This window comes from Phycisphaerales bacterium, assembly GCA_040217175.1.
Taxonomy (GTDB): domain Bacteria; phylum Planctomycetota; class Phycisphaerae; order Phycisphaerales; family UBA1924; genus JAHCJI01.
Genome location: JAVJNT010000001.1, coordinates 978,865 through 994,703, shown reverse-complemented (window position 1 = coordinate 994,703; position 15,839 = coordinate 978,865). Strand labels below are relative to the sequence as shown.

14 protein-coding genes and 1 tRNA gene are annotated in these 15,839 nt (G+C 69.6%); 5 read left to right on the top strand and 10 right to left on the bottom strand.

Going from position 1 to position 15,839, the window contains the following annotated elements:
• Positions 1-173: 173 nt before the first annotated feature.
• The 4 genes from RIA68_04310 to RIA68_04295 form a co-directional block, all read right to left on the bottom strand.
• The gene (locus RIA68_04310; GenBank protein ID MEQ8316656.1) at positions 174-1,319 is read right to left on the bottom strand and encodes an endonuclease/exonuclease/phosphatase family protein; all 1,146 of its coding nucleotides are present in this window, start codon (positions 1,317-1,319) and stop codon (positions 174-176) included.
• Positions 1,320-1,474: 155 nt separating this feature from the next.
• Positions 1,475-2,260, bottom strand: a complete 786-nt coding sequence (locus tag RIA68_04305; GenBank protein MEQ8316655.1) for a GC-type dockerin domain-anchored protein — start codon at positions 2,258-2,260, stop codon at positions 1,475-1,477.
• A 63-nt stretch (positions 2,261-2,323) separates the two neighbouring features.
• Entirely contained in the window at positions 2,324-3,541 is a 1,218-nt protein-coding gene (locus RIA68_04300; GenBank protein MEQ8316654.1) for a hypothetical protein, read from the bottom strand.
• A gap of 138 nt (positions 3,542-3,679) precedes the next feature.
• Positions 3,680-3,766 (bottom strand) — tRNA-Ser (locus RIA68_04295).
• A 74-nt stretch (positions 3,767-3,840) separates the two neighbouring features.
• On the opposite strand from RIA68_04295, the gene RIA68_04290 reads away from it, so the two are divergent.
• The 3 genes from RIA68_04290 (at position 3,841) to RIA68_04280 (ending at position 6,120) form a co-directional block, all read left to right on the top strand.
• Positions 3,841-4,431, top strand: a complete 591-nt coding sequence (locus tag RIA68_04290; protein ID MEQ8316653.1) for a biotin transporter BioY — start codon at positions 3,841-3,843, stop codon at positions 4,429-4,431.
• A 104-nt stretch (positions 4,432-4,535) separates the two neighbouring features.
• Positions 4,536-4,886: a YciI family protein gene (locus RIA68_04285; protein MEQ8316652.1), complete on the top strand. Its 351-nt coding sequence runs from the start codon at positions 4,536-4,538 to the stop codon at positions 4,884-4,886.
• A complete protein-coding gene (locus RIA68_04280) occupies positions 4,876-6,120 on the top strand; it encodes a sigma-70 family RNA polymerase sigma factor (GenBank protein ID MEQ8316651.1) in 1,245 nt (414 codons plus the stop codon). Before RIA68_04285 ends, RIA68_04280 begins: the two co-directional genes overlap by 11 nt.
• Here RIA68_04280 and RIA68_04275 read toward each other — a convergent pair.
• Positions 6,117-7,280: a DegT/DnrJ/EryC1/StrS family aminotransferase gene (locus RIA68_04275; protein MEQ8316650.1), complete on the bottom strand. Its 1,164-nt coding sequence runs from the start codon at positions 7,278-7,280 to the stop codon at positions 6,117-6,119. The genes RIA68_04280 and RIA68_04275 overlap by 4 nt on opposite strands.
• 138 nt (positions 7,281-7,418) lie before the next feature.
• Between RIA68_04275 and hpt the strand changes: the two genes are divergently transcribed.
• Positions 7,419-8,015: a hypoxanthine phosphoribosyltransferase gene (gene hpt / locus RIA68_04270; GenBank protein MEQ8316649.1), complete on the top strand. Its 597-nt coding sequence runs from the start codon at positions 7,419-7,421 to the stop codon at positions 8,013-8,015.
• An 8-nt stretch (positions 8,016-8,023) separates the two neighbouring features.
• On the opposite strand, the gene RIA68_04265 is transcribed toward hpt, so the two are convergent.
• From RIA68_04265 to RIA68_04250, 4 genes are all read right to left on the bottom strand, one after another.
• Entirely contained in the window at positions 8,024-8,731 is a 708-nt protein-coding gene (locus RIA68_04265) for a hypothetical protein (protein ID MEQ8316648.1), read from the bottom strand.
• 387 nt (positions 8,732-9,118) lie between these two features.
• Positions 9,119-10,885, bottom strand: a complete 1,767-nt coding sequence (locus RIA68_04260; GenBank protein MEQ8316647.1) for a GC-type dockerin domain-anchored protein — start codon at positions 10,883-10,885, stop codon at positions 9,119-9,121.
• A 160-nt stretch (positions 10,886-11,045) separates the two neighbouring features.
• Positions 11,046-12,842, bottom strand: a complete 1,797-nt coding sequence (locus RIA68_04255) for a right-handed parallel beta-helix repeat-containing protein (GenBank protein ID MEQ8316646.1) — start codon at positions 12,840-12,842, stop codon at positions 11,046-11,048.
• Positions 12,835-13,437 (bottom strand): hypothetical protein, encoded by a 603-nt coding sequence (locus RIA68_04250; protein ID MEQ8316645.1) that lies wholly within the window; start codon positions 13,435-13,437, stop codon positions 12,835-12,837. Before RIA68_04250 ends, RIA68_04255 begins: the two co-directional genes overlap by 8 nt.
• Before the next feature lie 514 nt (positions 13,438-13,951).
• On the opposite strand from RIA68_04250, the gene RIA68_04245 reads away from it, so the two are divergent.
• On the top strand, positions 13,952-14,305 hold the full coding sequence (locus RIA68_04245) for a hypothetical protein (GenBank protein ID MEQ8316644.1): 354 nt from the start codon (positions 13,952-13,954) through the stop codon (positions 14,303-14,305).
• A gap of 674 nt (positions 14,306-14,979) precedes the next feature.
• Here RIA68_04245 and RIA68_04240 read toward each other — a convergent pair.
• Positions 14,980-15,774: a phosphoribosylformylglycinamidine synthase subunit PurQ gene (locus RIA68_04240; GenBank protein ID MEQ8316643.1), complete on the bottom strand. Its 795-nt coding sequence runs from the start codon at positions 15,772-15,774 to the stop codon at positions 14,980-14,982.
• Between the last annotated feature and the right edge of the window lie 65 nt (positions 15,775-15,839).

Genomic DNA, 15,839 nt, shown 5'->3' with positions numbered 1-15,839 from the left:
TCGAGAGTGGTCATGGATCTGGGCCAACGCAACGGGCTGAACGAACGAGACGACGTGTTGCGACTCGGAGTCAGTCCCTGGCTGCGTCGGCAGGGTCCACGAAGCGTTGCCCGGCGAATCCGGGAAATCAACCGACATATACGTAATGACCCGGAAACCAGTACGTGATCACCCTAGATCGATCGCGTCGGGTCTCCGGACTTCACGCCTCTCGCTCCGGCGTCCTCGGCCCCTCGCTCGACCGCATGGGCGGCTTCGTGCGCGTCATCGGCGTCGCTGTCCGGATCTGCAGGCCTCGTTTCGGACCTCGGCTCAAGGGCAATCGTGGCCAGCAGGCCGAAGTGGTCCGAGCCGGGCAGCCTGACGCGATCGAGGCGGCCGATGCGAGTGCCCGGAGCGACGAAGAGATGATCAACGGGGAACCGGAGGTACCACCGCCCTGCGTGGAAGGTGTTCATGAGCTTGCGTCCGACCCGAGGGTCGAGCATCCCGCTGAGACGCTTGAACAACCGCGTCGTGTGCGACCAGGCGACGTCGTTGAAATCGCCCGCGACGATCCAGTTGCGGTTCGGATCCGTGGCAATGCGCCTGGCGAGCAGCACGAGTTCGGCATCCCGGACGTTGCTGTCGCGACGATCCTGGCCGGTACTGTCGCGGAGGCCAGGCGGCGTGGGATGCAGGCCGACGAACCTGATTGTTCGGCCGTCCTGTGTCTCCACCTCGGCGACGATAGACGGCCGACGCTCGCTGATGAGATGCTCGATCCCTCCCTGGCCGAGCGGTCGCCTGGACCACAAGGCCAGGCCGAGGCCTTCGTCCGCGATCGACTCGATGCGATGCGGATAGCCCTGCGCGAGCGAATGCAATTCGCCGTGCCACGTCTCGTCGATCTCGATGAGGAGGAGCAGATCGGGGTCGGCCTCGAGGATGGTGTCCGAGACCGCCTCGAACTGCCGGCTCTCGTAGCGGATGTTGGCGACGAGGATGCGAAGCGAATCCTCGTTGCGTGCAGCCTCGCCCAAGCCCTCGACCTCTCGCGACCACAGCCGGGTGAATGGCAGCAACTGCACGACGCCCGAAGCCGCCATCACGAAGAGCAGGATGAGCAAGGCGGTAGCGAACCATGCCCCTGCGTCTCGCAAGATGATGACGAGCAGCGGCACTGCTGGTACCGAGGTCAACGCGGCCAACTGCAAACGAGGAAAGTCCCAGGCTCGGACGACCCACGACCCGGTCGTGAGCACCAGCGGGGCGAGCGTCAGCACGACGAGCGGGCCGGTGAGCGAGATGGCCACGTACCACAAGACCGCGTTGAGCATGCATGGCCTCTCTCGCGCGGGCGCCGCATCCCTGTCGCGACGGCGATGTTAGGCGTTGCGCGAGTCCATTCCGCCGATCACCACGTGCAACGGCCCGCCCCAGGGAGAAGAGGCGGGCCGTCGCGGATAGGAAACCGTGCGAATTCGTCGGTTGATCAGCAGCCGGCGTCGAACTCGTTCTGGAACGCCAGGAAGTCGAACAGCGTGAGGCTGCCGTCGCCGTCGAAGTCGGCGGCGAGATCGCCCGCGTCGAACGCGTCCTGGAAGGCCAGGAAGTCGAACAGCGTGAGGCTGCCGTCACCGTCGAAGTCGGCCCGGCAGCCGGTGCCGAACGCGATGTCGTCGATGAGGATGCGCGGCAGGCTGAACTCGCTGCCGAACGTGGCGTAGAGGTGCAACTCATCGAACTCGACGCCCGAGATGCTGAGCTCGCCCAGGGCGATGCTGTCGCGGCCGCCGCCGTCGCGGATGGTGATCGTGTCGGCGCTGCCGACGACCTCGCCCAGCTTGATGGCGTCCAGGTGGACGACGATGCCGCCCCACGGGCCATCCTGGTAGTAGGCGATGTCCATGGAGACGCTGGTCTGGTCCTCGTCGAGCACGATGGTCGCCGACGAGATGCGGCCGATCGAGAGGTTGTCGCCCGGCACGAAGGCGTTGCCGAAGGTCAGCGCGTTCTCGGGGCTGCCCCACGCGGGGAAGTCGTCGTAGAAGAACGTTGCATCCTCGATGACGACCTCGTCGAACTCCTGCGGGCCGAAGGTCGATCCATCCGGGAAGACGCCGGACACCTGGTTGATGTCTTGGAAGAACATGCCGGCGTACTCGAACGTCGAGCCGTAAAAGCCCTCGGCGAGGTCCTCGAAGTCGACGGTCTGCGCGAGCGCGGTGGTGGGGGCCGCCAACAGGACGGCAAGGGTTGCGGAGCGGAACGTGGTCATTTCATGCCTCCAGGTAAGTTCTGCATTCGTGCGAGTCGGCCCCCAGGCGTACGAGATCGATGGTCAAGCCTCCAGCCACTCCGGAGGCTCGGGAAGTTCGTGGCGGATCATCACCGACGTGGACAGCGGCGGGTAGGCCATGCGCACGCGGTATAGGTCGAAATCGCCCGCGTCCCAGTCGCAGCGGCCGAATGCGTACCGCAGCAGCGGCGCATAGCCGGGCGCATCGGGCGTGTGCACCCTCGCCAGGCCGCGGCCCAGGTGCTGGACCTGCTCGGGGACGCGCAGCCGGTCCCGCTCGTCGTGCGTGTAGGGCCGCCCGACCTCGCCGAAGACGCACAGCTCGCGGTGCACGCCCTCGAAGAGGTCCTTGTGCACGAAGTGGTCGTAGAGCATCGCTTCGGCAGGCGTACCGACGCCCGTGCCGAAGTGGGCGCGCTGGCCGGGTTCGGTCGCGAACGCCGGCGCAAGATTGCGGATCACTTCGCCTGTCGTAATGGTGACCTGACCAGCCTGGCCGATCTGCCCCGGCAGCAACTCGTCGATGACGACCGGCGGCTCGGCGTTGCGGCGCTCGAGCTCGGGCAACGGATCACTCGTGAACTCGCCGATGACCGGAACGCCGCCAGCCCTTCGCGCGGAGTCGGGGTCCAGCGGCTGGCGGTCGGGCAAGCCGGCGGTGTCGCCGCTGCCCGTGACGGTGCCCTGACCGATCATCCAGCGCGTATCGGGGCGCGTGCGGCGGAAGTCGATGAGGCTGCGGACCTGGGCGACGTCGAGCCAGCCGCGCCTGGTGGTCGACGGCGCGAGGATCGCGAAGGCCGCCATCGTGCGCGCCTGCACGCCCCAGACGTATCCGTTGCCCTCGAAGGCCCGCTGGCGCCAGCGAACGTCGATCTCCTCGCTCGGCTCTTCCACGCACGATTCGAGGAGCATGTCCATCGCGGTACGACTGCCCGCGTGCGTCTCGACGAGTCCCTCGAACTTCGACGATCCCTCAACGACGCGGGCGAGCAGCGTGGCATCGACGCCGCGTGCAGCGGCCGAGCGAATCCATGTCTGGATGCCCTTGGGCGTGGGCATGTAGCGGGCGGCTTGGAAGGGGTCTTCGCCGTAGGCAACCTTGGTCAGTTGCCATGCCAGCTTGCGATGGATGCCGAAGCCGTCGCAGACCTCCGACAGGCCGATGGAGCTGCCGCACGTCGACTCGATCACCTGCGCGAACAGGTCGCGGATCTCGGCGACGACCGCCGTCGTCTCATCCTGGAACGTAGCCGGCATGGAATGAGCATAACCCAGATCCGTCTGATTTCAATATCAGTTTCTGAAACGCCCACGCAATTCGTGGTTATCGGGCAGCTGGCGTCATTGAGCTTTGTTCCAATGCAAAAGCCCCGCCGAGGGCGGGGCCTGAGCAAGCGGAGAGGGGGGGATTCGAACCCCCGATGACCCGAAGGCCATACCGGATTTCGAATCCGGCGCGTTCAACCGCTCCGCCACCTCTCCGGGATGGGGAAGGCAATCTGTAGGCCGCCAGGAGGCCATTGGCGAGCCTGACGGGTGCCAACAATGTCGGTCCTATGGCCACGATCCGCGACGCCAGCCCGGCCCACGAAGGCGCCCTCTCCAAGGCCCAGCTTTGGGCCTTGGGGATTCCGGGCTTCGCCCTGCTCACCGCCGGTGGGGCGTACGTCAGCGTGCCCCTTCCGCCCGACGGCGTACCCATGACCCTCCAGACGCTCTTCGTGGTGCTGGCGGCCCTGTGCCTCGGGCCGCGAGCGGGCTCGCTGAGCATGCTGCTCTACGTCGCAGCGGGCGTCGTGGGCGTGCCGCTGTTCGCCGAGGAGTCGGTCGGGCTGGCTGTCATCCTGGGCCAGACCGGCGGCTACATCGTCGGGTTCGTCGCGTGCCAGCCGATCGTGGGCATGATCGTGCGGCGATCCGACGGACTGCCCCGCGGCTGGCTCGCAATCGTGGCGGCCGTGCTGGCGGCCCACGCGGTCATCTTCGCGATGGGCGTGCCGTGGCTGGCGATCGTCCGCGGCTTCACCCTGGAGCGGGCCGTCGAGGGCGGCATGCTGCCCTTCCTGCCGGGCATGGTGGTCAAGAGCGTCATCGCCGTGCTCATCGGGCTGGCTGCTGCGCCGTGGTGCGTGCGGCGGGTGTGGTAGATTTTCAGCGATTGTCTGTCGAATCCGGGAGGGCCTGTTCGTCTACGAGATGAACCCAGCGGCCGCACCTCCCCTGCGGCTGCGCAAACCGCAAGGAGTCCACCATGCCGAAGTTCTTGCTGATGCTGTTCGACAACCCCGCCGACTACGCCGACGTGTCGCCCGAGCAGATGCAGCAGATCGTGCAGGAGTACGGCGCCTGGGCGCAGCAACTCGGCCAGGCCGGCAAGCTCGCCGCCGGCGAGAAGCTGGCCGATGAGGGTGGCAAAGTCCTCACCCGCAACGGCGCGGGCGTCACCGTCACCGACGGTCCCTTCGCCGAGAGCAAGGAGGTGCTGGGCGGTTTCTTCATCGTCAACGCCGAGTCGTACGACGAGGCCGTCGAGATCGCCCGCCACAGCCCGCACGCGAAGTATGGCTGCGCCACCCACGTCCGCCAGATCGATGCCGTCTGAAGAAGGCGCTGTCTTTGCGCTCGTCGACCACCTGTTCCGGCACGAGTCGGGCAGGCTGTCGGCGTCGCTCGTGGCCATCTTCGGGCCCGGCAAGCTCGACCTGATCGAGGACGTCGTCCAAGAGGCGCTGTTGGAGGCATTGCGCCGCTGGCGCTTCAAGGGCGTGCCCGACAACCCGACCGCGTGGCTGACGCAGGTCGCCCGGCGGCGGGCCCTCGACGCCCTGCGACGAGATGCCACGCTGCGTCGGCACGAGCCCGCGTTGCGCGACTGGATCGAGCGCAACGCATACGCCCGGGCGTACGGCGAGCTGGACGAGCAGGTCCGACTCATGCTCATGTGCTGCCATCCTTCGTTGCCGGCCGAGCAGCGCGTCGCGCTCACGCTGAAGCTGGTCGCGGGCATGGGCACGGGGGAGATCGCCCGGGCGTTCCTCGTCACCGAGTCGGCGGCCGCCCAGCGGCTCGTGCGCGCCAAGCGGGCGATCCGCGACAGCGGGGCTTCGATGGACATGCCCGAAGCCGACGAGCTCGAGCCGCGGATGCGGAGCGTGCTGGAGACGGTGTACCTGCTTTTTAACGACGGATACTCGGCGAGCGAGGGCGACGAGGTCATCCGGCGAGACCGGTTCGAAGAAGCCTGCCGCCTGGGTGCGATGCTCGTGCGCGACGAGCGTACCGCCAGCCCAGCAGCGCACGCGTTGCTGGCGCTCATGCTCTTCCACGCGTCGCGGCTCGAGACGCGCAGCGACGCCGAGGGCGGCCTGCTGCTGCTCGAAGATCAGGACCGATCTCGATGGGATCGCGGCCTGATCGTCCGCGGCTTCCACCACCTGCAGCGGGCGGCCAGCGGCGACGAGCTGACGGCATACCACCTCGAGGCCGGCATCGCCGCCGTGCACGCGCGGTCGGCGAGCTTCGAGGAGACCAACTGGCGCGAGATCGTCTCGCTCTACGACTTGCTGCGCGAGATCAAGCCCGGACCGGTGGTGGGGCTGAACCGGGCGGTCGCGATTGCGATGGCGAAGGGCATGGGCGCGGGCCTGGCCGAGCTCGACGCCATCGGCCCGCTCGAGCGCTACGCCCATGCGGACGTCGTGCGCGGCGAGCTGCTGAGGCGTGCGGGGCGCACGAAAGAGGCCCGCGCGTGCTTCGAGCGGGCGCTCACGCTGCCGTGCGCGAAGCCGCAGCGGATGTTCGTGCAGTCGCGGCTGTCGATGCTGCCGGCGACCTAGCGGCGGTAGGCGGCCGCCACCTTCGCCACCGCCTCGCCGATGCGGTCGATGGTCGCGTGATGGAGCTCGTGATGCATGGGCAGGCAGAAGACCTTGCTGGCCAACGCCTCGGCCACCGGGGGATGATCGCTCACGTAGTCCTTGAACGCCGGCTGGTGCGTCAGGGAGCGCGGGTAGTGCACGGCCGTCGGCACGCCCTCGGCGCTGAGCGCCTTGGTGAACGCGTCGCGGTCGCAGGTGAACTGGTCTAGGTCGAGCTTCACGGTGTATAGGTGCCACGCCGAGTCGGCGCCCTTCGTGCGGCCGGGGGGCAGGACGCCGTCGATGGCACCGAGCACGGTGTCGTAGTGGTCGGCGGCGGCGCGGCGGGCGTTGGTCTCGTCGAGCAAACGGTCGAGGCGCGAGCAGCCGATGGCGCCGGTGATGTCGTTCATGCGATAGTTGAAGCCGATGCGCTCGTGCAGGTACTTGTCGGTCTCGCCGTGGCTGCGAAGGAGCGCGACGTCGTGGCCGAGCGTGTCGTCGTTGACGGTGATCATGCCGCCCTCGCCCGTGCCCAGGTTCTTGGTGGCGTAGAACGAGTAGGTGCAGGCGTCGCCGAAGGTGCCGATGCCCTCGCCGTCGACGGTCGCGAGGTGGCTCTGCGCACAGTCGTAGACGACCTTGAGGTCGTTGGCCTTGGCGAGCTCGGCGATCGCGTGCACGTCGACGGGCATGCCGTACAGGTGCGTCGCGGCGATGCCCCTGGTCTTGCTGGTGACCTTCTTGGCCGCGTCGGCCACGTCGATCTGCATCGTGTCCTCGAGGCTGTCGACCCACACGGGCGTCATCCCCTCGGCCACCAGCATGCTGGCGGTGGCGATGTACGTCCACGCGGGCACGAGCACCTCGTCGCCGCGCTGGAACAGGCTGCGATAGGCGAGTTGCAGGGCGCACGTGCCGTTGGCGCAGGCCAGGGCGTGCTTCGCCTGGCTGGCCTCGGCGAACCGCGTCTCGAGCTCGCCGCACTTGCCCGCCGCCCGCAGCATGCCGCTCTTGAGGACCTCGTGGGCGGCCTCGACGTCCTGGGGCTGGAGCTGGGGCCGCATGAAGGCGACCGGGGAATCGAAGGTGGCAGCGCCGCCATCGAGCGCGAGCGTTGAGGCCGTGGCCTGGGTCATCAGTCTCTCCATGGGCCCTGCGGATCCCGCGAACGCGGGGGCGCGGGCCCGTCGTTTGGGCGAATGGGAATGATAGGGACGCGGCCCCTGCCGGCCCATGCGCCGCCGGAAGCCTCCGGTTTCCCTACAGTGGCCGCCATGGTCCCGCATGACCCCCATCCCGACGCCCACCCGGACTTCCAGGGCGACATCGAGCGCATCCTGATCGACCGCACGCGGATCGCCATGCGCGTCGCCGAGATGGGCACCCAGATCGCCAGCGACCTCGAGCTCACCACCGGGGCCGACCGCCTCGTCGTCGTGCCGGTGCTCACCGGGGCCCTGGTCTTCACCGCCGACCTCGTCCGCACCATGCCCATGCGGCTGCGGCTCGAACTGATCGAGGCTTCCAGCTACCCCGGCAGGGCGACGACGAGCCAGGGCGTGAGGCTGAGTGACATGGGGGGCTCGGGCCCGACCGAATCCTTGACGGGCGCGCACGTCCTCATCGTCGACGACATCTTCGACAGCGGCCGCACCCTCGCCGCCGTCCGCGACCTCGTCGCGGCGACCAACCCCGCGAGCGTGCGCACCGCCGTGCTGCTGCGCAAGGAGGTCGAGCGCGCCGTCGACATGACGCCCGATTACGTCGGCTTCGACGTGCCCGATGCGTTCGTGGTCGGGTACGGGCTCGATTACGACGGGTGGTATCGGAATCTGCCGAATATTGCGGTGTTGCGCCAGCCGGGCGGCTGAGCCGATCCTCAGGCCGCGCGATCGCCCGCTGGCTCGGGCGCCTCGGTTGGACTCGTCTCGGCCGCTACCTTCTCGCGGCCGAAGGTCGCCGTGGCCGGCTCGCTCCATTCGCTGGCGGTGGTGCCGCGGCGCGACGGGCGCACGCCGCGGGCGCGGTAGTAGACGGCCGCGACGCCCCGTGGCGGGCAATCATCGATCCACCGCTTGCTGGCGCCGCTGGCGATCGTGGCCCACGGTCCGGCGGGCCCCTCGATGGGCACGGCCTGTCGCTGGAGCTCGTACACCGCGCCGTCGCCGCTGGCCTTGAAGCTGACCTCGATGGCCCCGCCGTTGAGCACCCTCGCGTCGATGGGGACTGGACGGGGCGGCGTGCCGCGGGGGGCGCCCTTGGCGGGCGGCGCGATGGCCGCCAGCGTGTACACCTCGGCGTTGCCCGTGTACCGGGCGTACCCGTCGATGGTCTGCACGAGTGCGCCGAACGCGCGCCGCAGCCGCGCCATCGCCTCGCGTCGGGCGTCGTTCGAGGCCCTGGCCTTGCTCCGATACGCCGCGTACTCGCGGGTGCACTCGGTGGTTTCCTCGAGCAGCTCGACCAGCGCGTCCACCTGCTGGGACGACAGGCCGATGTCGCCGGGCGTGCCCGCGTCCCAGCGCGTCGCCAGGGCGCGGCAGGTGTCCAGGAACATGGCGTCGTCCTTCGGTGCTCGGCGTGCCATCGCGGTCGCTCCCCGTCTTGCTGCTGGTCGTCCTCGCGTTGCGGCGGACCGCCGCCGCGCCGCGATCCCGACGCGTTCGTGCCGTCCTGGCATCGGCATGAAGGATGCGACGCTTGAGCCCGAGCCGGAAACACGGCGAAGAACGCCGCCGCGGGTGCAAGCGCAGGGCCCACTCCGCCCGCGGCGGCCGGGTCTGGACCCCAGGCGGCACCCCCGGGCCCGCCGACGGACGCCTTCCGTGCCGCTCCGCGTGCCTTCGCTACGAAGGCACGGTCCGTCACGGCGAGGGCGGCCGCCGGGCAAGAACGGACGGCGGCCGGGGCTTGGGCGGCGGGTGGGCGAGTCGGCGGGCGGTCCGGCCCCGCCGGCGCAGCGACGAGAAAATCCTCAGCACCCCGCGTCGAACGCCGTCTGGAACGCCAGGAAGTCAAAGAGCGTGAGTTCGCCATCGCCGTCGAGGTCGGCGCGCAGATCGCCGTCGTCGAAGAGGTTCTGGAACGCCAGGAAGTCGAAGACGGTCAGCACGCCGTCGCGGTCGACGTCGGCCGGGCACCCCGGTCCACCCGCGTCTCCGCCGAAGACGACGAAGGCCGAGCCGGGCTCACCACCGCTGCCCCGCCGCCCCGGGCCGCCCAGCGTCAGATCGTTCAGGCCGTCGCCGTTGAAGTCCCCCAGGCCGTCGACGGACCAGCCAACGTTCTGGCCCCACACGTCGTAGTCGATGGGGATGTACAGGTCGCGGCGTGAGCCTAGATCGAACAAGGCCGGCCACGAGCGGGCACCGCGCAGGATGAAGGCGCGGCCGGGCTCGACGAGCCATGGATCGGAGTAGGAGGTGAGGGCGGCGCCGACGATCGCATCGTCAAGGCCGTCGCCGTCGAAGTCGCCGATGGCCGCCGCGCTGGTGCCGAAGTATCTGGTACCAGCGAAGTTCGCGCTGATCTCCGTCCCTCTCGAGGCATCGGGGATCCACAGTGGTTCGATCGGCCAGAAGCCATCATGCGGCGGTCGGCCGAACCGGATCCAGGCCCTGCCATCGACCGAGCCGCTGGGGCCGTACGCGGGCGAAAAGAGCCCGAAATCATCGCGGCCGTCGCCGTTGAGGTCGCCAAGGAACCTCGGGAACATGCCCGTCCGTTCCTCGAGGGCGTCGAAGCGCGCGCCGGCGTCCAGGGGAAGCGCGGGCAGATCGATCGAGGGGGAGCCCAGCCCGTGGGAAGGCGAGCCAAACACAAGGTACACCCGGCCCGCCCCGTCCCGGCCGGCCGGCTCCGTGCGCGGCGCGGCGACGAGGAGGTCGTCCACGCCGTCCCCGTTAGCGTCGGCGGTCATGCCAACGGGTGCGCCCGCCAGCGACGAGCCGGCGTATTGCCCGGCGCCGCCGCGCAGCGTCAGGCCCACCGAGGCCGGCCAGGAGCCCAGAGTGAGCGAGGGAGGGAAGGGCTCGCTTCCGCCCGGCACCTCGCGGCCCCAGAGCACGTAGGCCTCCCCGCCCACGCCCGCGTTGGGCGCGCCCAGCGCCAGGTCGGGCGAGCCGTCGTGGTTGAAGTCGCCCGCCGGCGCGACGGCGACGGCCGCAACCGCGAGCGGGCTGCCCGAGGCGAGCGCCAGCGTCCGCACGCCCGGATCGTCCAGACGTACGTTGGCGGGGAAGCCGCCCTGGCGGCCGAAGAGCACGTAGGCCCGGCCGATGGCCTCGGTTCGGTCGTAGCAGCCGATGGCAAGGTCGTCGTAGCCGTCGCCGTCGAGATCGCCGATGGCGGCGAGGTAGAAGCCGAGGCCGACGACGCCATCGGGCGGGGTCACGCGTGTGGCGACGCCCGGGGGCAGCGACTCGAGCGACGCCCTCGGGGCAAACGGCATCGCGCGCCCATATACGAGGTAGATCGCGCCTGGTCCGCCGTCGCCACCACCGGCGTCGGGCTCGCCAATGGCCAGATCATCGATGCCGTCGCCGTTCAGGTCGCCGGCGAACGCCACGGACGCACCGGTCTGGCCCAGCGTATCGGTCCCGTCGAAGCGGACGCCGGTGGTCCCGTCGAGATCGGGCAGGCAAATGGCCATGGGATCGGCGCACGGTGCCTGGGCCAGCGCGAGGGCGGGGGCGGCCAGGGAGGCCAGGACGGAGAAGATGAGACGGCTCAGGAGTGGCATGGTGGGGTCCTCATCAGTGGGGTCCTCATCGATGAGTTTTTCATGACTGCGTTCCTCATTGAGCTCGGAACGTTGTCGCCGGCAGAGTCCAGGAATCGAAACTCAGGCCCGCGACGGGAGAGGCGCGCACATGGCCCCGCCGGCGAGGCGACAGATCGAGCTAGCATCCAGCGTCAAAGGCCGTTTGAAACGACAGGAAATCAAACAGCGTCAGCTCGCCGTCGCCGTCCAGGTCGGCGCGCGGGTCGCCGTCCTCGAAGAGATTGGCGAACAGCAGGAAGTCGAAGATGGTCAGGGCGCCGTTGCCGTCGAAGTCGGGCACGCAATCGACGAACGGGCCGAGCGGCAGGTACAGCACCTCGGGCAGCCCCGGCGCATCTGCGGCGTCGTAGATGCGCTCGGCGACGGCGGCAGGGTCGCTGGTGCCCCAGTCGACGCACCGGGCGTCGGTATCGGCGGTGGGGAAGGCCGGGTCGGGCCGGAACAGGTAGATGTCGCTGCCGAAGAGGGCGTGGTTGGCCACCAATCGGTTGCCAACGCCGCCCTCGGGCCGGTTGAGGTAGAGGGCCGAACCCAAGGGATCGACCGCGATGGCCCCGCCGAAGACGGCCTGGTTGCCCTCGAACTCGTTGGCGGCAAAGTCCACCTCGTCGGCGACGACGTAGAGCGCCCCGCCGGCTTCGGACGCGGTGTTGTCCAGGTACACGTCGGGCCTGCCCGGCTCGCCCAGGATGGACCGGCGCACGCCCTGGTCGAGCCACGCCGCGCCGCCGAAGCTGGCGCTGTTGCGCACGAAGGTGTTGCCCCCCGAGACGATGCTGCCGTTGGCGAAGATGGCCCCGCCCCGCACGGCGCTATTGCCCTCGAAGCGGTTGTCGTCGATGTCGACGAAGCCGAAGAGCGCGAGCGCGCCGCCATCGCCGGTGGAGCGGTTGTTGAGGAACAGATTGTCGCGCACGACCGTGGCGCCCGAGAGGGCGGTGCCGTTGTTGTCCTCGAAGCGGCATCCGGTGACCTCGGCCCCGGCCACGCCGACGCCGCCCCCGCGGCGGAACACGCCCGAGTTGATGGTTCCCGCGCCGGATCGGATGGAGATGTGCCGCGTGTTGGCTTCGTAGCGGCAGCCGGACAAGTCGAACCGGCGCGTGCTGGCGGCCAGCCCATCGCCATCGCAGTCCTCGATGACGAGGTTGCGCGTCTCGAGCCAGCCGCCCCCGGTGACCAGGCCCCAGCGGGCCGATACGTCGGTGACCTCGCAATCGATGAGCACGATGTCTGGCTCGGCCGGCGTGGGGTCGCGGCGATCGTTGATCGCGAGGTGCATGCCGGCGCCTTGGCGATCGGCGATGGCGACGTTGCCCACGCGGACGCGCTCGAGCGTGGCCGAGCGTCCGCCGTTGATGGTCAAACCGGACTCGCTCGTGGTCGAGATGCTCAGGTCTTCGAGCCGGACGTCGACGTCCTCGCTCGCGACGATCTCCACGCCCATGCCGGTCACCTCCCGGATCCAGACGTGGCGGAGCAGCGGTTCGGTGAAGCTAATCTCTAGGGCCGCCCCGAATTCCGCGTCGATGTACTGCAAAACGACGTGCTCAAGCACCGTCCCCGAGACGTAGGCGCCCGTGTCTGGGTCGAGTACGGCCGAGTCAGCGCCGGGCATCAGCATGACGCCCCGGCCGCGCAGGAATTCGATCCGGCTGGACGCCGTCCCCCGCGCGACCAGCACGCCGCTGTCGATCGAAAGGAACGTGCCCGGTTCGAACGCGACCTCGACGCCCGCCTGGATGGTCAGCGTCGCGTCGCCGGTGACGCGCACCGTCTCGGTCACGCTGAAGGGACTGTCAGCCAGCGCCCAGGTGGTGTCGACGTCGATGGTACCGCCCACGGGAGTCTGCGCATGGGCGTGCGTGGCAAACAACACGAGCAGCGCCGAGAAGCAGAGGACCGGCCTAGGCATGTTCGATCCTCCTGCGTCGGCTAGCGAAGACGACGCCAACCAGCAGCGTTGCCCCAGCGGGCGCCGGGATCACGCGGATGGTTGCGGTGCCGTCCACGAAGCCATCCAGGCGGCTCTCGGTGCCGGCCGAGTACCTATACGGATACACGTAGAAGAGCGACGTGCGAGTCTCGAGCATGACGTCGAACGGCGCGGCCACGTCCACTGGCGCGGTGTACGTGGCTTCCCAGAACGCGATCGGGTTGCTCGGGTCGCCGTAAATGTCGCCCAGGGCGTTGATCTGGCCGGCTTGAATGCCCCGGACTCCATGTTCGCCCGGGCTGCCCGCAGTGGCACCAGGTCCCAGCAACGGGCCAATGAGCCGCAGATCGGACAGGCCCGCGGCACCGGTTGATGAATCGAGCCATGTTCCGATTCCACCGATGCAGTAGTCTTGGGCCGAGTCGAAGAAGGCCTCCAGGCGGATCGTGGTCGACTCGCCGGGCAGGAGGGTCTCGTCGTCCACGAGAATACGGAGCCCGCTTGGCTCGAGTGCGGCCTGGGCCGAAGCGGCCGCCGTAGCCAACACCACGGCCACGGTTCGAAGCATGCGCATAAGAGTGAACCTCCCTGGCAACAGGATGGCGGCGTTGGCCGCTCGCTCTTAGGACCTTACCGCCGATCCCGCCTTCGACCACCGGAGCGGGGAATCAACATGTTCGAGACTCTGGGGCGTGCTTGGTGGGCCTTGGCCTGCAACGTGTCCACCGACGCGTCCTCGGCGTCGATGCACACGCGCCGGCCGGTTGCGGCTTCGTCCCGGATCGCCGCGGGGGCCGATCGCGTCTCGCGGAGGCGGCGCATCCGGCCCGGGGCCGGTTAGGGTGGGGGATCTGGCGACGTCGCGGGCGGCGACGGCGGCGTGCCCCTCGAATATCCTCGCGGCGACGCGTCACGCTTGCCTTCTCTTCCAGCGGGCACGGTGCGTGCCCCGGTGACCGTCGACGCGCGGGCCCGCGACCAGGCGGGCCCGCGTGCGTTCCGGCGGGCGTCCGGGCGGGCGGTCGCGCGGTCGATCGGTCCGACGCGGTCCTCGCGGCCGCGGAGGGCCGTGCGGGAGCCACCCTGGCGTGACCGACGCGGCGCACTTCCTGATCGTGTCGAGCGATGCCGAGGCGGCGGCGGCCGTCGCGCTGGTCGTCGCGTCGATGGGGCACGAGGCGACCGTCACGCTCTGGCGGCACGCGGCCCGGCTGGAGCACGACACCACACGCTTCGATGCCGCGCTGCTCGACGCCGAGCTGCGCTACGAAGACGGCCCGGGCCTCCAGGGCCGCCTCGAGTCGCGGGGCATCGCCGTCGGGTGGTCGATGGCGTTCGCCTCGTTCCGCGGCCAGCAAGCCGGGGTCGACGGCGACGCCAACGCGGCGGCCGAGCTGGAGCTCCTGGCCCGGCTCATCCGCACGCTCGCCGAACGAACGTGAAGGCGCGCCGGTGCAAGCATCGCAGACGAACGGCGCGCGGCCATGAGTGGCCGCGCAATGCGCCGAATCGCGCTCGTTACCGACAGAATTCGTTTCTTGCAGCGTGCGCGCGGTCGTTACGAGCAAGGTTTTTCTCGGAGAACGTCGAGACGTGCGCAGGAATTGCGCACTTCGGGTATACTCGCCGCCGAGGGAGAACTGTTCGCTCGCCCACCGGTCGCGGCTCCTCGCGGGCGGGCCGGTGGGCGGCGGCAGTCTCTCGACCACATGGGCTCGATTCGGTCGCCACGAGCGGATGCCTCGCGTCGGCTCCGCGGCCCGCGTCGGACGTGCCTCCGGCGAGCTTTCGCGGCCTCGATCGCCCCAGACGCTCCAGGCGGGCCCCTTCGGCTCCTTTCCCCAGGGAATCGGGCATCATCGTCGTCTCGGAGGTAAACTAGAGAAGACGGGCGAGCAGTTCTCCCTAGCAACTCGCTTTCGGGCCTTCGGGGCCGAGACGACCGTCGGCCGGCGGGCCCGCTGCGTGCAGCGGGTCCGCTTGCTTTTGCCGGGCTCCACCGAGCGTGGGCCTCACGCCCGCCCGTGAACCGCGACGCGCACGGCGCATCGTGTTCGAGCCGAGCGCCGTGTGCTCCGAGGGGGCTGCGTCGCCAAGTGCGTTAGCGCGGCGCGCTTCAGACCGCGACGGCCGCCGCTTCCACCGCATTGATGAACAGGCGCAGGCCCGGGGCGGGCTCGCCCTTGATCGCTTCGCGGTCCAATCGCGTGTAGTGGGGGTGGCGCGTCCAATCGAGGTAGCGGTCGGGGTGGGGCATCAGACCAAAGATGCGGCCGCTCGCGTCGCACACGCCCGCGATGGCACCGGCCGAGCCATTGAAGTTGTCCAGGTACGTCAGCGGCGCGCGGCCGCTGGCCAGCAGCGCGTCGACGGTGGCCTGCGGCGCGACGAAGCGGCCCTCGCCGTGGCCGACCGGGAGCATGAACGCGCCGCTCGGATCGTGATGAAGGTCGCGCGTCCAGACGCAGGGGCTCTCGGGGTTCACGTGCAGCCGCACCCAGCGGTCGGCATAGCGGCCGAGCTGGTTGTCGCACAGGGCGATGCCCGGCTCGTGCGGCTCGTGGCTCCACTGCTCGTCGGCGCCCGGACCGGGGAGCAGCCCCGCCTGGGTCAGCACCTGGAAGCCGTTGCAGATGCCGATCATCGGCACGCCCCGCTCGGCGGCCCGGCGGAGGGCGGGGTAGAGCTTCTCGCGGACGAGCAGGGCCAGCACGCGGCCCGAGGCCACGTCGTCGCCGTAGCTGAAGCCGCCGGGAAAGCCGATCACCGAGTAGCGGTCGAGCCGGCCGGGGTCATTGGCGATGGCGCGGACGTGCAGGAGGTCGACGTCGGCCCCGGCCATGCGGAAGCCGCGCGCCATCTCCTCGTCGCAGTTGATGCCCGCCGCCCGGATGACCAACGCTCGTGCCATGGGCGAGTGTATGGCGGGGCTGCAGGAAGGTCCGCGTCGGACGCCTCCGGGGGCCATCGGGCATA